Consider the following 14675-nt stretch of genomic DNA (forward strand, 5'->3'; position numbering starts at 1 on the left):
CCTTTTTTTTTGTATCGATTTTTCGATACTTTTTTACTTATAGAGAGTACAGATAAAAAACTTTTCTGTTTTTTTAATAGTGAGTGTGTTAAAATAATTCGAGTAAGTGAGGTATAACATATGAAGATTGGATTTAATAATGAGAAATATCTTCAAATGCAATCCAGCAAGATTATGGAAAGAATATCGCAGTTTGGAGATAAATTATATTTGGAATTTGGTGGGAAATTATATGATGATTTTCATGCGAGCCGTGTTTTGCCAGGCTTTGCACCCGATTCTAAACTACAAATGTTAAAACAGTTAAAAGATCAAACTGAGATAGTTCTTGTCATTAACTCAAAGGATATTTTACAAAATAAAGTAAGAGCAGATTTAGGAATTACATATGATCAAGATGTTTTGCGTTTGATCAAAGAATTCCAAAAAGCTGGTTTTTATGTTAGCAGCGTTGTCATAACACAATGTGAAGGAAAGAAGATCGCAGAGAGCTTTAAAGCTAAGTTAAAACGTCGTAAGATTGCGGTTTATCAGCATTATTATATTGAAGGATATCCTACTAATACAAAACACATTATTTCAGAACAAGGATTCGGGAAAAACGATTATATCAAAACAACTCGTCCATTAGTAGTCGTTACAGCCCCAGGTCCAGGTAGTGGAAAAATGGCTACATGTTTATCTCAGCTTTATCATGAACATAAACATGGTATTAAAGCTGGATATGCGAAATATGAGACCTTCCCAATTTGGAATATTCCTCTTAACCATCCAGTCAATTTAGCTTATGAAGCTGCTACGGCTGATTTAAATGATGTAAACATGATCGATCCATATCATTTACAAGCTTACGGTGAAGTAACAGTTAATTATAATCGAGATGTTGAGATTTTCCCTGTTTTAAAATCAATCTTCGAAGAAATTTTTACGACTAGTCCTTACCAAAGCCCAACGGATATGGGTGTAAATATGGCTGGTTTCTGTATTGAAGATGATGAAGTATGTTCCAATGCTTCCAGACAAGAAATCATTCGGCGATATTTTAGTACCAGAACACGATATATTCAGGAGTTGTGTACGATTGACGAAGTTCAAAAACAGGAAACTGTTATGAAAAATGCAGGTATTAGCGAAGAAGACAGGCCATGTGTTGTAGCTGCTAGAAAGAAACAGGAAGAATCAAAAGTGTATTCAGGAGCAATTGAGCTAGAAGATGGTACTTTGATTACAGGGAAAACCACCAGCTTTATGGGGGCTTGTTCATCGATATTAATGAATGCTTTAAAGTATCTTGCGAATATTGATGATAAAGATATGTTGATCGAACCAAGTGCATTTGGTCCTATTCAAACTTTGAAGACAGAATATTTAGGAAGCCAAAATCCAAGACTTCATACCAATGAAATTCTGATTGCCTTATCTTTAAGTGCGCAAACCAATGAAAATGCGGCAAAAGCGCTTGATCAATTAAAGAATTTAAAAGGAATGCAGGCTCATGTGACTTGTTCAGTTGCATCTGTTGATCTTTCAGTGTTTAATAATCTTGGAATTCAACTGACTTATGAAGCAGAACATCGTTAAAGGAGAGATATCATGGCAAAATCTATACCTAGCTCGGGAGCAGGAGCGGTTCGTATTATTTTAAAAAATAAGGATAATTTTCATTTTAGTTTACGCAATAAAGGGCAGGAAGGAGATAGAACTTCCTACTTATATGATGTTTTCTATGAAAATGCCACAGGAACTTTAAACATGATGGTTAAAGATGGTGTAGTTGAAATTGCTGCGCTAAATTTAAGTTTGGGTAAGGTTATCACTTTAGATAGTGATACAAATCTTAAAAAATTGTGTACCTTTGTATTGGAAAGCGAGAAATAAATGTTAGTTCGATTACATGTGGTGATTGACAAAGAGGATGAAGATATAGAAAAAAAAGTCAAAGATAAATTATCTTTCTTATGTGCAAAATTCTCATATTCACCATCTAGAGAACAGCCTTCGTTAAATGGATGTTTAGAATGGTATGCAACAGCAGATTTAAGTGATCAGGAAATAAATGATCTTTTAGACGTCTTAAACAATGATTGGGATGGAGATCATTATGACTGTGATGCTTATGGATTTAATACCAAAATGTTTGACGAGAATGTTTATTACTTACAATTTCAGACAATATAAAAGAGCTAGTCTTTTCGTAGTTTTTGAAGTACGAAAGCTAGCTCTTTTATTATGTCTTCAGAATTTATGGATGCCGGATCTTTGTTGATTTCAGCGCTTTTAGAATGAAGATACGCAGCACAAGCAGCTCCTTTAGATGGAGATATCTTATGCCCTAGTATACCTGTAAGAATGCCACATAATAAATCACCACTTCCTCCTTTTGCCAAGGCACTGTTTGGTCTGGATAATACATAGAAATCGTTTTTAGATCCAATATAGGTGATATCAGATTTAAGGATCAATATACAATTGGAATATTTATTTGTAAATTCTCGTACTGTAGAAAATGGAGATTCTAAGATTTCCTGAACTGTTTTATTAGTCAAGAATGTCATTTCTTTTACATGAGGAGTGAGTATAGTAGGGGCATTACGATTTAACCATTCTAAATGGTCCTGCATGACCCATAGAGCATCTGCATCCAAAATGACAGTCTTGTTAGAGGATAGAAGAGTTTTTACCATTTCAATGGTAATTTCATTTCGCTGCATACCATTTCCAATAGAGATTAGATCATATTGATCCATATTTTGTTTAAGAAGATCAACAGCACTTAAGGCAAAATGCCCGTCTCGATCATTAGCTCTTAGATGCATCGCAAAATCCATCTTCATAGCCATAAGATCACCAATACAATCAGGTTCCATTAATGTCAGCGTACCAATTCCACTGGCAGCACAGGCTTTGGCGGCAATCGCAAGGGCTCCAGGCATCGCTTTTGATCCACCGATCATCAAAGCTTTACCAAAACTTCCTTTATGTGAATGATCATCTCTTTTTGGCAGCATTTCCTTGATGAGTTCTTCATTGATCAATTGTGCATGCTCATTTTCTAGATGAAGTGAAGTAGGAATTTTAATATCAGCTAATAAAAGGTTTCCACAGTATTCTTTTCCTGGATAAATCCAATGTCCTTCTTTAAAACAATCCAAGGCAATGGTTGTATCGGCATGAATGGCACAGTTTAAGATCTTTCCACTTGTGGCATGTATTCCACTAGGAATATCAATGGCGTAGATTTTCTTATTTGATGCGTTTGCCATATCAATTAATTGTTTGTAAGAGCCTTCAATATCTCTAGATAATCCATTGCCAAATAAACAGTCAATTAGGATATCGCTTTGATTGATATAGAAACGAATTGTATCAAGATCATCTGTATATGGTATAGCTAAAGAACAAATGATCTGAAATTGAACTTTGGATTCTTGTGAAAGGGTTTTGTGATAGGGAAGATAGATGGATACGTCATATCCTTCATGGGCTAATAGTCTTGCGATAGCTAAACCATCTGCTCCATTATTTCCTTGACCACAAAGAACACATATTTTTTTTGAAGGATCTTCTTTATTTTGAATGATCCTGCAACATTCAGCTGCAGCTTGTTCCATCAAGACTAAAGAAGGAATATGATATTCATTAATGGCACATTGATCGATTTTTCTGGCAATTTCTTGAGAATGAATAAACTGTTTATTCAACATCACATACCACACTCTTTGATACTAGAGGGGCAAATTCGTTTTTGCATGCGACATGTAGCGGATAATCTGCGTATGTATCCAGATCTTCCTTATTCAAGGTCACTTCTAAAACAACGTCAAAGCTTCTTTGGGAATTTAAGAAATCTTTTCCGACCCACATATCTTGGACAAAAGGAATCTGGCCTTTCATCTTATTTAGGATTTCGATCAATGCATCCTGATTTTGTTCATTTCTTTCGTTTAATTTAAAAAATACAATATGTTTCATAAGACACCTGCTCTTTCTAACTAATAATATACACTAGAATATGGAAAATAACTTGTTTTTTTTGAAGTTGTGTTATAATTTAAGACCTAAGAGGTAATGCTATGGAGAAAAATAACTCAGTAAAAAATTCGGTTATTATAAGTGGTTTGATTGGAACTGGGGGTTTGTTTGTCGCAAAACTTTTAGGACTGGTTTATTCAATACCATTTTCAAGTATATTAGGTTCTGAAGCTTATATGGGATATTATGGGCAGGCTTATAATATTTATTCGTATGTTCTGAATGTATTTACCGCAGGATTTCCTTTTGCGGTTGCAACCTTGGTTGCACGTTATACAGTATTAAAGGATGCCAAAACTGTCCTGCTGGTAAAGAAGATTTCATTATCTTTTTTAGCTGTTACAGGGTTTATAGGCATGCTTATATTGATGGCTTCAGCTGGATTTTTAGCACCGTTAATGGTTGAAGAAGATCCGGAAATTATGGCCAATGTCATTCGTATTCTTTCAGTTGCTATCTTTTTAGTTCCTGTTCTATCGGCCTTTAGGGGATTCTATCAAGGTATGAAAGAAATGGAAGAGTATGCCTTTTCGCAAGCTTTTGAACAGTTGTTTCGTGTAGGCTTCTTATTGAGCGCGGCATGTTTGATCGTATATGTTTTTGGTTGGGAGAGAAAATGGGCTTTATATGCTTCTGTTTTATCGACCTCAGTGGCTGCCATTGCGGCAATTGCTCAAATTGTTCATTTTGATCGAATTCACTGTAAGCCGATCATTGAACAGGCAGCTGTTCAAAAAGAAAAACCGATCGATTCAAAAAAGTTATTAAAAGAATTTTTTGTCTTGGCAATTCCATATTTAATTGTTGCGATTTTAGGATACAGTGATTCAATTTACAATGCGGTATTATTGCCTACGGGTTTACGTCTGCATAATTATACCTCTGATCAAATTACAACGATCATTTCCGCAACAACATATGTTGGAGTGAAATTAACGGCTATTCCGATGATCTTGGCGCCTGGTTTTACAGCCGCTTTGATTCCACATATTTCCAGTGCTTTGGCACAAAAGAATTATAAATTAGCTAAAAAGAATGTGTTGGATTGTTTAAATATTATCTTTTATATCGCATTACCAGTATCTTTCTGTATTTTTGCATATGCTGAACCTTTATTCTTCACTTTGTTTCATAATGAAGATCTTCAGCTTTGTACGTATGTAACTCAATGGTTGTCGATTGAAGGATTTTTTGGGACTTTAACACCTGTGGTTACAAATATTATGATGGCTTTGGAGTTAAAGCGAAATGTATTAAAACGTTTGTTGGTCTGTACTTTGATCAAAGGTTTAACAATGGTTCCTTTAGTATGGATATTAGGATTTCCTGGAGCAGTCATTAGTTCAACTCTGGGATATCTGTATCTTCTTTACTATAACTTTAAAGAAATCCATAAAGTGTATGGGATTAACTATCATAAAACAGGCATTATCATTGTTCGTGTTTGTATTGGAATTGTCGGATTATGGACCACTTCATTATTGTTGACACAGATTGGTCTAGGTGGAGTTGAAGGGGGAAAATTAATTTCCTTTGTGAAGATGGCTGCGAATGGTTTGATCTGTGTAGTTGTATATTTTTTAATAACAGCGTATTTAAAGGTTCCTCAGAGCGTTTTCCATATTCGTTTTTCAGGAATCATGAATAAATTAAAGAGAAGAGGAGAATAAACTTGTTTGATGTTCTTGTGATAGGAGCTGGACATGCTGGTATTGAAGCATGTATGGCTAGTGTAAGGATGAAAAAAAAGACTGCATTGATAACTTTGAATATTGATATGGCCGGGTCTATGCCATGTAATCCAAGTGTTGGTGGTCCCGCAAAAGGAATCGTTGTGCGTGAAATTGATGCCTTAGGGGGCATAATGCCTATTGTAGCGGATAAAACAGCTTTGCAGTTTAAAATGTTGAATACAACAAAAGGGCCAGGTGTCTGGTCATTACGTGTACAAAGTGATAAAGAAGCTTATAAAAAGATGATGAAAGAAATCCTTTTAAATACAGAAGGATTAACAGTGATTGAGGCTGCCTGCCATTCTGTTATCATTGAAGATGGTAAAGCAACAGGGGTTCGATTAGAAGACGGAAGAATCATTGAAGCTAAGACAGTTATCTTGACAACAGGAACTTATATGACAAGTACGATCTTAAGAGGTCATACCGCAACAAGCAGTGGACCGGAAGATCAACCTACAGTAAATACTTTGTCTGAAAGCCTTCGTATGGCGGGTATAAAAACATTCCGTTTAAAAACAGGGACACCTTGTCGTGTCTTAAAAGATTCGATTGATTTTTCGAAAGCGGAAGTTCAACCGGGAACGAATGAGTTTTTAAGCTTTTCAACTACGACCAAAGAAGAAGATGTGCTTCCATTTGATCAACAGGAAGTTTGTCATTTGATCTATACGACACCAACGACACATCAGATTATCAATGATCATCTACATGATTCGGCGATGTATTCAGGATTGGTTAAAGGTGTAGGACCTCGTTATTGTCCAAGTATTGAGGATAAGCTTGTTCGTTTTGCGGATAAAGAAAGGCATCAATTATTTTTAGAACCGGAATCTAGATCATTAGATACGATTTATATTCAAGGATTTTCAACTTCTATGCCAGTTGATGTACAGGAAGAAATGGTTCATTCTTTGCCTGGACTTGAAAACTGTATCATCAAAAAATATGCATATGCGATTGAATATGATGCGATCGATCCTTTACAGATGAAACCGTCTTTGGAAAATAAGATCGTAGAAAATCTATTTACAGCTGGTCAGGTCAATGGAACAAGCGGATATGAAGAAGCAGCCGGTCAGGGAATCATGGCTGGAATCAATGCCTGTCTGAAAATTGATGGAAAAGATCCATTCATTTTAAGAAGAGATGAAGCTTATATCGGTGTTATGATCGATGATCTTGTGACAAAAGGAACCAAGGAACCATATCGTTTATTGACATCAAGAGCTGAATATCGTTTATTGCTTCGCCATGATAATGCAGATCAAAGATTATTGGAAAAAGCCTATCATCTAGGGTTGGTATCTAAGGAAAGATATGATGCTTTCGTCTTAAAAATGGAGCAAATTGAACGTGCAAAAGAGGAATTAGCTCAGGTTCATATAAAACCAGGGAGCAGTGTTGATGAATATCTTCAATATTTAGGTTTTGATCCTTTAGCACATGGATGCAGTGAATTGGATTTATTAAAACGTCCAAAAGTAACGATTCATGGTTTAAGTTCGATTACTAATGTAGATTATCCACCGGTTATTGCCCAACAAGTAGAAATTCAAGTTAAATATCAGGGGTATATTGAAAAGGCCAAACGTGATGCAAAGCATCTAGAACAAATGGAAAAAGTGGCATTGTGTGAAGATCTAGATTATCTACATATGGATAATTTATCTTTAGAAGCTAGACAAAAATTAGACCAAATTCGACCTGCTACACTTGGACAGGCAAGCCGTATTTCAGGTATCAATCCAAGTGATATTGCCTTATTGGCGATGAAAATGAAAAAATAAGCGAAAGATGTTATAATATAGTGTAAAGGGGACATCTATATGAAACATAGAAAAAAAACAAGAAAGATATCAAATATGACCCGGTTTATCATATGTGCATTGCTTTTAGGTATGACTTGTTTTTTAACTTGGAGCGGAATTCAGGATCTTAAAACAACAGCTGAGATACGCTTGAGTATCCAACAGAATAAAAAGAAAACTCAGGAATTAGAGGAAGAGAAAAGTGATCTGGAAGAAACAAAACAAAAGCTGACAAATCCGGATTATATCGAGTATATCGCTAGAGGAAAATACCTTGTGACAAAAGAAGGGGAGCAGGTGTTTAAATTTCCTAGTTCAGAAGATGAAGAGAGTGAAGAATAATATGCAGACAGATCAGAAGTATAAGATGTATCTTTGGAAACAAAAGAAAGAATATTATACCGAAGAAAATGGTAAGATTCTTTTTAAAGAAGATACACCAATGGAGATTATCGAAAGCTATGAATTGTGGCAAAAGCAGATGCAAAAGCTTAACGATTTTCCTACTAAGCGCACTTCTGGTCTTTTTTCTTTTTTAGAAAGAGACACAAAAGAAAAACCAAAGCAGGAACCAGCTAAGGCTTTGATGCTGGCAAAAGCGTTTATTCAGCGTCAAAATGAAGGGCTGGATTTTAGTAAAGAGATGTTTGCCCCAGGTTTTATCATGATTGACGCATACAAAAAAGTGTACACATCATATCTACAGATTCCAAAATACAATACTAAAAAGTATATGATTCAGACACATTTGAAAAACAATGATATGATTGCACTGTTGTGGACCATGGAAGATATGGATAAGGTAACGATATTTACGTTTGATAAAGATAAAAAAATTACTAAAGTACAAGAATTCGTATGTAGTAATTGATAAGAGCTGTTTAGGACATTTAATTGTCAAAACAGCTCTTTTTTGATACTTTTTCGGCTTTGTCATTTTTTTGTAAGAAATTTATGTCATGCTTATGGATGGAGGGGATGATATGAAGAATTACAAAAAATTGGTCATCAAAGTCGATGAGACAATTGCAAGTGAATTGATAGCTAATGATTCTGATGATTTTGATGGTCAAGATCTTAATGAGGATGACCAGACATACTATCTTAAGGATCCTATTGAAAAGGATGATTACATGATCCATGAAGGCAGGATCGTTTATGGAAAAAACCTAGTTGTACTTGATCCTCAAAGGTCTTTCATTACGATTCGAGAAACTTTTCGATCAGGAGATTTGGTCATGAATTTTGAAACTGGCGAATTTTTTCGTAACGAAGAAAAGCTAAATTTATCCTATATTGAACAGTTCTTATTGGAAATATTTGTTAGAAATGCTAATCGGATCTTATCTAGAGAACAGATTATCTCAATGTTTGAAAGTATCTCTAAAAAAGGAATCGGTGATAACACTCTTTCTGTTTATATTTCACGCTTAAGAAAAGCTTTAGGAACTTATAAAGGAATGGGATATATTAAGACATATCACAAACTGGGATATAAGTGGAATCACAAGATTCGATAGTCTTGAACGCCTTTAGAAACGCTAAAAAACTTGAAATGTACGCATGAAATGTATAAAATAAGAACGATGCGAAAGGAAAGAAAGAGTATGTCAAATCGATTTGATTCAAAAGAAGTTTTTAAAGAGCGTTTTAAACTAGAAGTATCAGAAATGTATGGTCGCAATTTTGAAGAAACATCTTCTATTGAGCGATATCAGGTTTTAGGACATATGATTCGTGATTATGTAGGTATCAATTGGCGTGAAACTAAAAATGCGATCAAAAAGAAAGAGACAAAGCAGTTATATTATTTCTCCATGGAATTTTTGATGGGACGTCTTTTCACAAACAACTTGATGAATTTAGGGTTGTATGATGTTGTAAAAGAAGGCCTTGAAGATCTTGGTATGGATATCAATGAAATGGAAGAAATGGAATCCGATGCAGGATTAGGAAATGGTGGTCTAGGACGTTTAGCCGCTTGTTTTATGGATTCTCTTGCCTCTTTGAATTTAGCGGGTCATGGTAACTGTATTCGTTATCGTTATGGTTTGTTCAAACAGAAAATTGAAAACAAACGTCAGGTGGAGCTTCCTGATTGCTGGCTAAAGTACGGAAATGTTTGGGAAGTATGGAAACCACAACATTCTGTAGAGGTTAAATTTGGAGGATCTGTGGATCTTTACATGGATCACATGGGAAAATTCCATACAAATCATAATCCTGATTTTGTTGTAAGAGCGGTTCCGTATGATGAGCCAATCGTTGGATATCATACAAAGACAACAAACACATTACGCTTATGGGATGCAGAAATTGATGAAGCGAGCGTAAACTCAGGACAGTTAAACAAATATTTGAATGATGTTATGGCAATCACTGCCAACGTATATCCAGATGATTCTACGGCTGAAGGAAAGAAATTGCGCTTGAAACAAGAATATTTCTTCGTATGTGCAGGAATCGATCAAATCATACGTTCACATTTACAGGTGTATCCAACTTTGGATAATTTACCAGAAAAAGTTGCGATCCAGTTAAATGATACGCACCCAGTTCTTGTAATTCCTGAATTGATGCGTGTTTTAATGGATGATTATAATTATGAATGGGATGATGCATGGCGCATTGTGACAGGTACTGTAGCTTATACAAACCATACAGTTATGGCTGAAGCTTTAGAAAAATGGCCTCAAGATACAGTTCGTTCATTATTGCCACGTATCAATATGATCATTGAAGAAATTAATCGCCGTTTCCAATTTGAAGTAGATCACAAAGGCTTGTTGCATATTTGGAACAATGTTGCGATCATCAAAGAAGGTCAGGTACATATGGCGCATTTAGCTATCGTAGGTAGTCACAGTGTCAATGGTGTTGCAAAACTACATTCTCAGATCTTGGTTGATGATGTAATGAAAGAATTCGCTGTGTTATATCCAGAACGTTTCAATAACAAGACAAATGGTATTACACATCGACGCTGGTTATTGTATTCCAATCCACAATTGACTTCTTTATTAGAAGATACAATCGGAGATAGTTTTAAAACAAACCCAGAAGATCTAGAAAAATTGATGGATTACGTAGACGATCCAATTATTCAGAATCGTTTTATGGAAGTTAAACATCAAAGAAAGCAGATCTTGGCCGATTATGTAAAGAAAACTTTAGATATTGATGTTGATGTAAATTCTATCTTTGACTGCCAGGCAAAACGTCTTCATGCATATAAGAGACAGTTGTTGAATATTTTCTGTGTTATGCATTTATACTTTCGTATGAAGAGTGAGCCTAATTTCAGAATTTATCCAAGAACATTCTTCTTCTCTGCCAAAGCAGCTCCGAGCTACGAATTGGCAAAAGAAATCATCAAATTAATTAACTTTGTTGCGGAAAAAGTTAATAATGATCCAGAAACCAATTCATTCTTAAAAGTGGTATTCATCCCTAACTACTCTGTTTCTGTTGCCGAAATCTTATTGAATGCAGCAGATGTTAGTGAGCAAATCTCTACGGCTGGTAAAGAGGCAAGTGGTACAGGTAATATGAAATATATGATGAATGGAGCCTTAACACTTGGTACTTTAGATGGTGCAAACGTAGAAATTGTTGAACGTGTAGGACAGGAAAATGCGCAGATCTTTGGTCTTCATGTCGAAGATATCAATGAATTAAAACATCAGAATTCTTATAATGTATGGGATTTTTACAATTCAAATTATAATGTTCGTCGTATCGTTGATTCATTGGCAAATGGAACGTGGTCTAGTAATCATGACGAATTCCGTTTGATCTATAATGATTTGATGTTACGTAATGATGAATTCTTTGTGTTGGCAGATTTTGATTCTTATGTATATGCTCAATCTCAAGTAGAACAACGTTATCGCGATCGTGGACGTTGGGCTCGTACAATGTTGATAAATATTGCCAAATCAGGATACTTCTCAAGTGATAGAACAATCAAAGAATATGCAGATGAAATCTGGCATTTAACACCAATTAGTTTTGAAGATTAATAAGAAAGGGCTATATGCCCTTTTTCTATGTTATACTTGAGATAAGAGGAGCAGGATTATGAAGAAAAGAATATTATTATTAGGTGCAACTGGATCGATTGGATTACAGACAATCAATGTGATTGACCAACATTCAGATCTGTTTGAATTGGTGGGAATTGCAGCAGGTCATAAGGCTAAAGAGCTTAAGCAAATATTAGATACACACAATACTATCCAGGCAGTTGGAATTTCAGATGTTTCAAAAGCTGAAATCTTTGACTCTATTAAGGTATATAGTGGTGAAGATGCCATGTGTAAGATGATCCAGGATCTAGATTATGATTTATTGGTCAATGCGGTCGTAGGATTTCGCGGACTGAAGCCAACTTTAGAATCCTTGAATAAGGGCATTGATGTAGCTTTGGCAAATAAAGAAAGCCTGGTTGCCGGAGGTGTGTTGGTAAGAGAAGCCTTAAAGAGAACAAATACAAAACTCTACCCAATTGACTCAGAGCATTCTGCAATTTTTCAATGTCTTCAAGGCAATCGCAAAGAAGATATAAAACGATTGATCATTACGGCATCAGGAGGAAGTTTTCGAGACAAGAGTCGAGATGAACTGACTCATGTAACAGTAGAACAAACCTTGAATCATCCAAACTGGTCTATGGGAAAACGTATTACAGTAGATAGTGCGACTATGGTCAATAAGGGCTTTGAAGTAATTGAAGCGCATTATCTTTTTGATCTGCCGTATGATCAAATAGATGTTGTCTTGCATAAACAAAGCATTGTTCATTCTATGGTTGAATATAATGATAATGCGATCATGGCACAGTTGGGTTCAGCTGATATGCGTTTACCTATCCAATATGCTTTAATGTATCCTGATCGTTTATGCCTAAAGGAGGATAAACCTTTGGATATGACAAAAACATTACAACTAGATTTTAAAGAAATGGATTTTGTACGATATCCAATGTTGAAACTTGCATATGAAATTGGTCGAAAAGAAGGAAATCTTGGTGCTGTGTTCAATGGTGCGGATGAACAGGCTGTGGAATTATTCTTAGAAAAAAAGATATCTTTTTTATCCATTGAAGAGGCAATTCAATATGCGATCAATACTGTTGAATATATTGCCACTCCTAGTTTAGAACAGCTGGAAAACAGCGATAAAATGGCTCGAAAAGCAGTTTTATCCTTTGCGCAAAGTGCGCATTCACTAGACTAAAACTTTTATTCGTAGTAAAATAAATAAAGACTGTAAGAGAAATGGAGTGAGAGCCATGAAAAAGAAAATTATTTATACTTTAGCAGCGACTATGGCTGTAACAGGTGCTGTACAAATCGTATCAATGCCAGTTAGTGCCAAAAGCGTTGCCCAAGATGTATCACAAAGCACGAATAAACCTGTTGAAATTAAAACCGCGCAGGACTTTATTGATACTTATTGCAGCTTAAGCAAAATAGATTCCAAGGGGAATTTTACGAATGAAAAAGTATTAATCACGGCTTTGACTCAGAAGAATTATCAAGGTGTTCTTTCAGGGAAAGTCGTTTATGATACTCTTTCCAAAGAAATGCAGGCTGAAATCGATACATTATTGAGTGAACAGTTGCAAGCAGAAGCGTTAAAGTTAAAGATGCAGCCACTTTATAAAAGTTTTCCTGAAATGGCAGCAGCTGCTCTAAAAATTGATATGGAATTATATCCTGAAAAATATTCATCACAAGATGATTCAAATAATGAAAATACAGAAAATCCTTCAGATGAAGTAGAAGATACGAGTAACCCGGGACAAGGAGAAACGGGGGCAGATAATAGTTTAACGGATGATAGTCAAAATGATAAAACGGACGTTGAGGATGATTCTAAAGATAACGATAATCAGATAGATAAGAATGAAGACGACAACAATAGTGAATCAACAACGGATGATGAAACCAAAGATCCAGTTGAAGATAAAGAAGATTCTTTTACAGATGAAGAAACAGAAGATCCTGTTGATGAATCCAAAGATGAAAATAGTGAGGCTGCATATCCAATCGTTGGCTTGACACCTGGTAAAAAAGAAACAGAAAAGAAGAGCGTGGAAGAACCAGTTTCTATTTTAGCTGCTCTAGAAAAACCAACGGTTGTAGTTGAAACACCTGCGACGGAATCTAAGCAGGAAACGGTAAATCTTGAAACAGTGTCAACAACGCTTCCAACGCAAACAACTACAACATCTACGGAAGCTCAAAACTTTATTGACACATATTTAACAAGTTCTGCAGGGAATGTTTATACGCAGGCAAATAGCTTAAACTATAGAAATATTTTGAATGGTTTGTCTACATGGAACAAGTTTACTGCTGCGACTCGCAGTGATGTTAACGCAATCTTGAAGACAAGAGTAGGTAAGACTTATCAGACTCTATTGAAAGAAGCACAAACGATTCAGTTCAATGGTGTTAGTCAGACAGTGGCCGGAGGATCAATCAATACCGCAACACAAAGTAATGCCGGATTGTATGGTGCATTGATGGGCTTGTCTGTTGGCTTGTTTGGACTATTCTTTAAAAAGAAAAAAGAACATAATTAGGCTCTGATGTGAGATCAGAGCTTTTTTTCTAGAAATGAGCGCAATATTTGACAACTGTTTCAGTCTTTAATAAAATTAGAAATACGAAAGAGAGAAGATCAGCTTATGCAGTTAGGTGAATCATTGGAAGATTATTTAGAATCAATTTTAGTTTTATCAAAATGTTTAGATCATGTTCGAAGCGTCGATGTGGCAAGTTATCTTGGCTTTTCTAAACCTAGTGTTTCACATGCGGTCAAACTATTAGCACAGCAGGGGCATATTCATCTGGATGATAACAAGTTTTTGACATTGACTGAAACCGGAAAGAAAATCGCAGAGGAAACGTATAGAAGACATTGTTTCTTTACCGAAATGTTGGAAAACATCGGGGTCCCTAAAGATATAGCACAAGAAGATGCATGTCATATTGAACATGTGATATCTCAGGAAACATTTGATGCGATTCAAAAATACTATGAAGAAAAAGAAGCACAGTAGAGTGCTTTTTTTTGGAAAGAGAAAAGA

Annotated in this window: 14 protein-coding genes; 12 read left to right on the top strand and 2 right to left on the bottom strand. The window is 35.4% G+C overall.

The window, feature by feature from the left end:
* Positions 1 to 120: 120 nt before the first annotated feature.
* Genes HMPREF0367_RS03735 through HMPREF0367_RS03745 form a run of 3 tightly spaced genes read left to right on the top strand, consistent with a single transcriptional unit; the run spans position 121 to position 2178 of the window.
* Positions 121 to 1581: a DUF1846 domain-containing protein gene (locus HMPREF0367_RS03735; protein WP_015536430.1), complete on the top strand. Its 1461-nt coding sequence runs from the start codon at positions 121 to 123 to the stop codon at positions 1579 to 1581.
* Between the two features lie 12 nt (positions 1582 to 1593).
* On the top strand, positions 1594 to 1878 hold the full coding sequence (locus HMPREF0367_RS03740; RefSeq protein ID WP_035401332.1) for a hypothetical protein: 285 nt from the start codon (positions 1594 to 1596) through the stop codon (positions 1876 to 1878).
* The gene (locus HMPREF0367_RS03745) at positions 1879 to 2178 is read left to right on the top strand and encodes a hypothetical protein (RefSeq protein ID WP_035401333.1); all 300 of its coding nucleotides are present in this window, start codon (positions 1879 to 1881) and stop codon (positions 2176 to 2178) included. It abuts the gene before it with no gap.
* Positions 2179 to 2183: 5 nt separating this feature from the next.
* On the opposite strand, the gene HMPREF0367_RS03750 is transcribed toward HMPREF0367_RS03745, so the two are convergent.
* Together HMPREF0367_RS03750 and HMPREF0367_RS03755 are read right to left on the bottom strand one after the other, a co-directional pair.
* On the bottom strand, positions 2184 to 3704 hold the full coding sequence (locus HMPREF0367_RS03750; RefSeq protein ID WP_035401334.1) for a bifunctional ADP-dependent NAD(P)H-hydrate dehydratase/NAD(P)H-hydrate epimerase: 1521 nt from the start codon (positions 3702 to 3704) through the stop codon (positions 2184 to 2186).
* Complete coding sequence (locus HMPREF0367_RS03755; RefSeq protein ID WP_051335163.1) at positions 3694 to 3972, bottom strand: Dabb family protein; 279 nt, start codon at positions 3970 to 3972, stop codon at positions 3694 to 3696. The genes HMPREF0367_RS03750 and HMPREF0367_RS03755 overlap by 11 nt, the downstream gene beginning before the upstream one ends.
* Before the next feature lie 101 nt (positions 3973 to 4073).
* Between HMPREF0367_RS03755 and HMPREF0367_RS03760 the strand changes: the two genes are divergently transcribed.
* The 9 genes from HMPREF0367_RS03760 (at position 4074) to HMPREF0367_RS03800 (ending at position 14648) form a co-directional block, all read left to right on the top strand.
* Positions 4074 to 5702, top strand: coding sequence for an oligosaccharide flippase family protein (locus tag HMPREF0367_RS03760; protein ID WP_035401335.1), 1629 nt, complete (start codon positions 4074 to 4076; stop codon positions 5700 to 5702).
* Between the two features lie 2 nt (positions 5703 to 5704).
* A complete protein-coding gene (mnmG, locus tag HMPREF0367_RS03765; protein WP_035401337.1) occupies positions 5705 to 7555 on the top strand; it encodes a tRNA uridine-5-carboxymethylaminomethyl(34) synthesis enzyme MnmG in 1851 nt (616 codons plus the stop codon).
* A 39-nt stretch (positions 7556 to 7594) separates the two neighbouring features.
* Entirely contained in the window at positions 7595 to 7918 is a 324-nt protein-coding gene (locus HMPREF0367_RS03770) for an FtsB family cell division protein (RefSeq protein WP_015536424.1), read from the top strand.
* A 1-nt stretch (position 7919) separates the two neighbouring features.
* Complete coding sequence (locus HMPREF0367_RS03775) at positions 7920 to 8447, top strand: hypothetical protein (RefSeq protein WP_035401339.1); 528 nt, start codon at positions 7920 to 7922, stop codon at positions 8445 to 8447.
* Between the two features lie 112 nt (positions 8448 to 8559).
* A complete protein-coding gene (locus HMPREF0367_RS09990; protein ID WP_051335164.1) occupies positions 8560 to 9096 on the top strand; it encodes a winged helix-turn-helix domain-containing protein in 537 nt (178 codons plus the stop codon).
* Positions 9097 to 9183: 87 nt separating this feature from the next.
* Positions 9184 to 11598, top strand: coding sequence for a glycogen/starch/alpha-glucan phosphorylase (locus HMPREF0367_RS03785; protein ID WP_035401340.1), 2415 nt, complete (start codon positions 9184 to 9186; stop codon positions 11596 to 11598).
* Between the two features lie 58 nt (positions 11599 to 11656).
* Positions 11657 to 12814, top strand: a complete 1158-nt coding sequence (gene dxr, locus HMPREF0367_RS03790; RefSeq protein ID WP_035401343.1) for a 1-deoxy-D-xylulose-5-phosphate reductoisomerase — start codon at positions 11657 to 11659, stop codon at positions 12812 to 12814.
* Positions 12815 to 12869: 55 nt separating this feature from the next.
* Positions 12870 to 14168, top strand: a complete 1299-nt coding sequence (locus HMPREF0367_RS03795; protein WP_035401346.1) for a hypothetical protein — start codon at positions 12870 to 12872, stop codon at positions 14166 to 14168.
* Positions 14169 to 14273: 105 nt separating this feature from the next.
* Positions 14274 to 14648, top strand: coding sequence for a metal-dependent transcriptional regulator (locus HMPREF0367_RS03800; protein WP_035401348.1), 375 nt, complete (start codon positions 14274 to 14276; stop codon positions 14646 to 14648).
* Positions 14649 to 14675 lie beyond the last annotated feature (27 nt).

This window comes from Faecalitalea cylindroides ATCC 27803 (assembly GCF_000469305.1).
GTDB classification, from domain to species: domain Bacteria; phylum Bacillota_I; class Bacilli_A; order Erysipelotrichales; family Erysipelotrichaceae; genus Faecalitalea; species Faecalitalea cylindroides.

Bases quoted from the DNA above. Each gene is read 5' to 3' on its own strand.
- HMPREF0367_RS03735 (WP_015536430.1), top strand. From the start codon at position 121: ATGAAGATTGGATTTAATAATGAGAAATATCTTCAAATGCAATCCAGC.
- HMPREF0367_RS03740 (WP_035401332.1), top strand. From the start codon at position 1,594: ATGGCAAAATCTATACCTAGCTCGGGAGCAGGAGCGGTTCGTATTATT.
- HMPREF0367_RS03745 (WP_035401333.1), top strand. From the start codon at position 1,879: ATGTTAGTTCGATTACATGTGGTGATTGACAAAGAGGATGAAGATATA.
- HMPREF0367_RS03750 (WP_035401334.1), bottom strand. From the start codon at position 3,704: ATGTTGAATAAACAGTTTATTCATTCTCAAGAAATTGCCAGAAAAATC.
- HMPREF0367_RS03755 (WP_051335163.1), bottom strand. From the start codon at position 3,972: ATGAAACATATTGTATTTTTTAAATTAAACGAAAGAAATGAACAAAAT.
- HMPREF0367_RS03760 (WP_035401335.1), top strand. From the start codon at position 4,074: ATGGAGAAAAATAACTCAGTAAAAAATTCGGTTATTATAAGTGGTTTG.
- HMPREF0367_RS03770 (WP_015536424.1), top strand. From the start codon at position 7,595: ATGAAACATAGAAAAAAAACAAGAAAGATATCAAATATGACCCGGTTT.
- HMPREF0367_RS03775 (WP_035401339.1), top strand. From the start codon at position 7,920: ATGCAGACAGATCAGAAGTATAAGATGTATCTTTGGAAACAAAAGAAA.
- HMPREF0367_RS09990 (WP_051335164.1), top strand. From the start codon at position 8,560: ATGAAGAATTACAAAAAATTGGTCATCAAAGTCGATGAGACAATTGCA.
- HMPREF0367_RS03785 (WP_035401340.1), top strand. From the start codon at position 9,184: ATGTCAAATCGATTTGATTCAAAAGAAGTTTTTAAAGAGCGTTTTAAA.
- dxr (WP_035401343.1), top strand. From the start codon at position 11,657: ATGAAGAAAAGAATATTATTATTAGGTGCAACTGGATCGATTGGATTA.
- HMPREF0367_RS03795 (WP_035401346.1), top strand. From the start codon at position 12,870: ATGAAAAAGAAAATTATTTATACTTTAGCAGCGACTATGGCTGTAACA.
- HMPREF0367_RS03800 (WP_035401348.1), top strand. From the start codon at position 14,274: ATGCAGTTAGGTGAATCATTGGAAGATTATTTAGAATCAATTTTAGTT.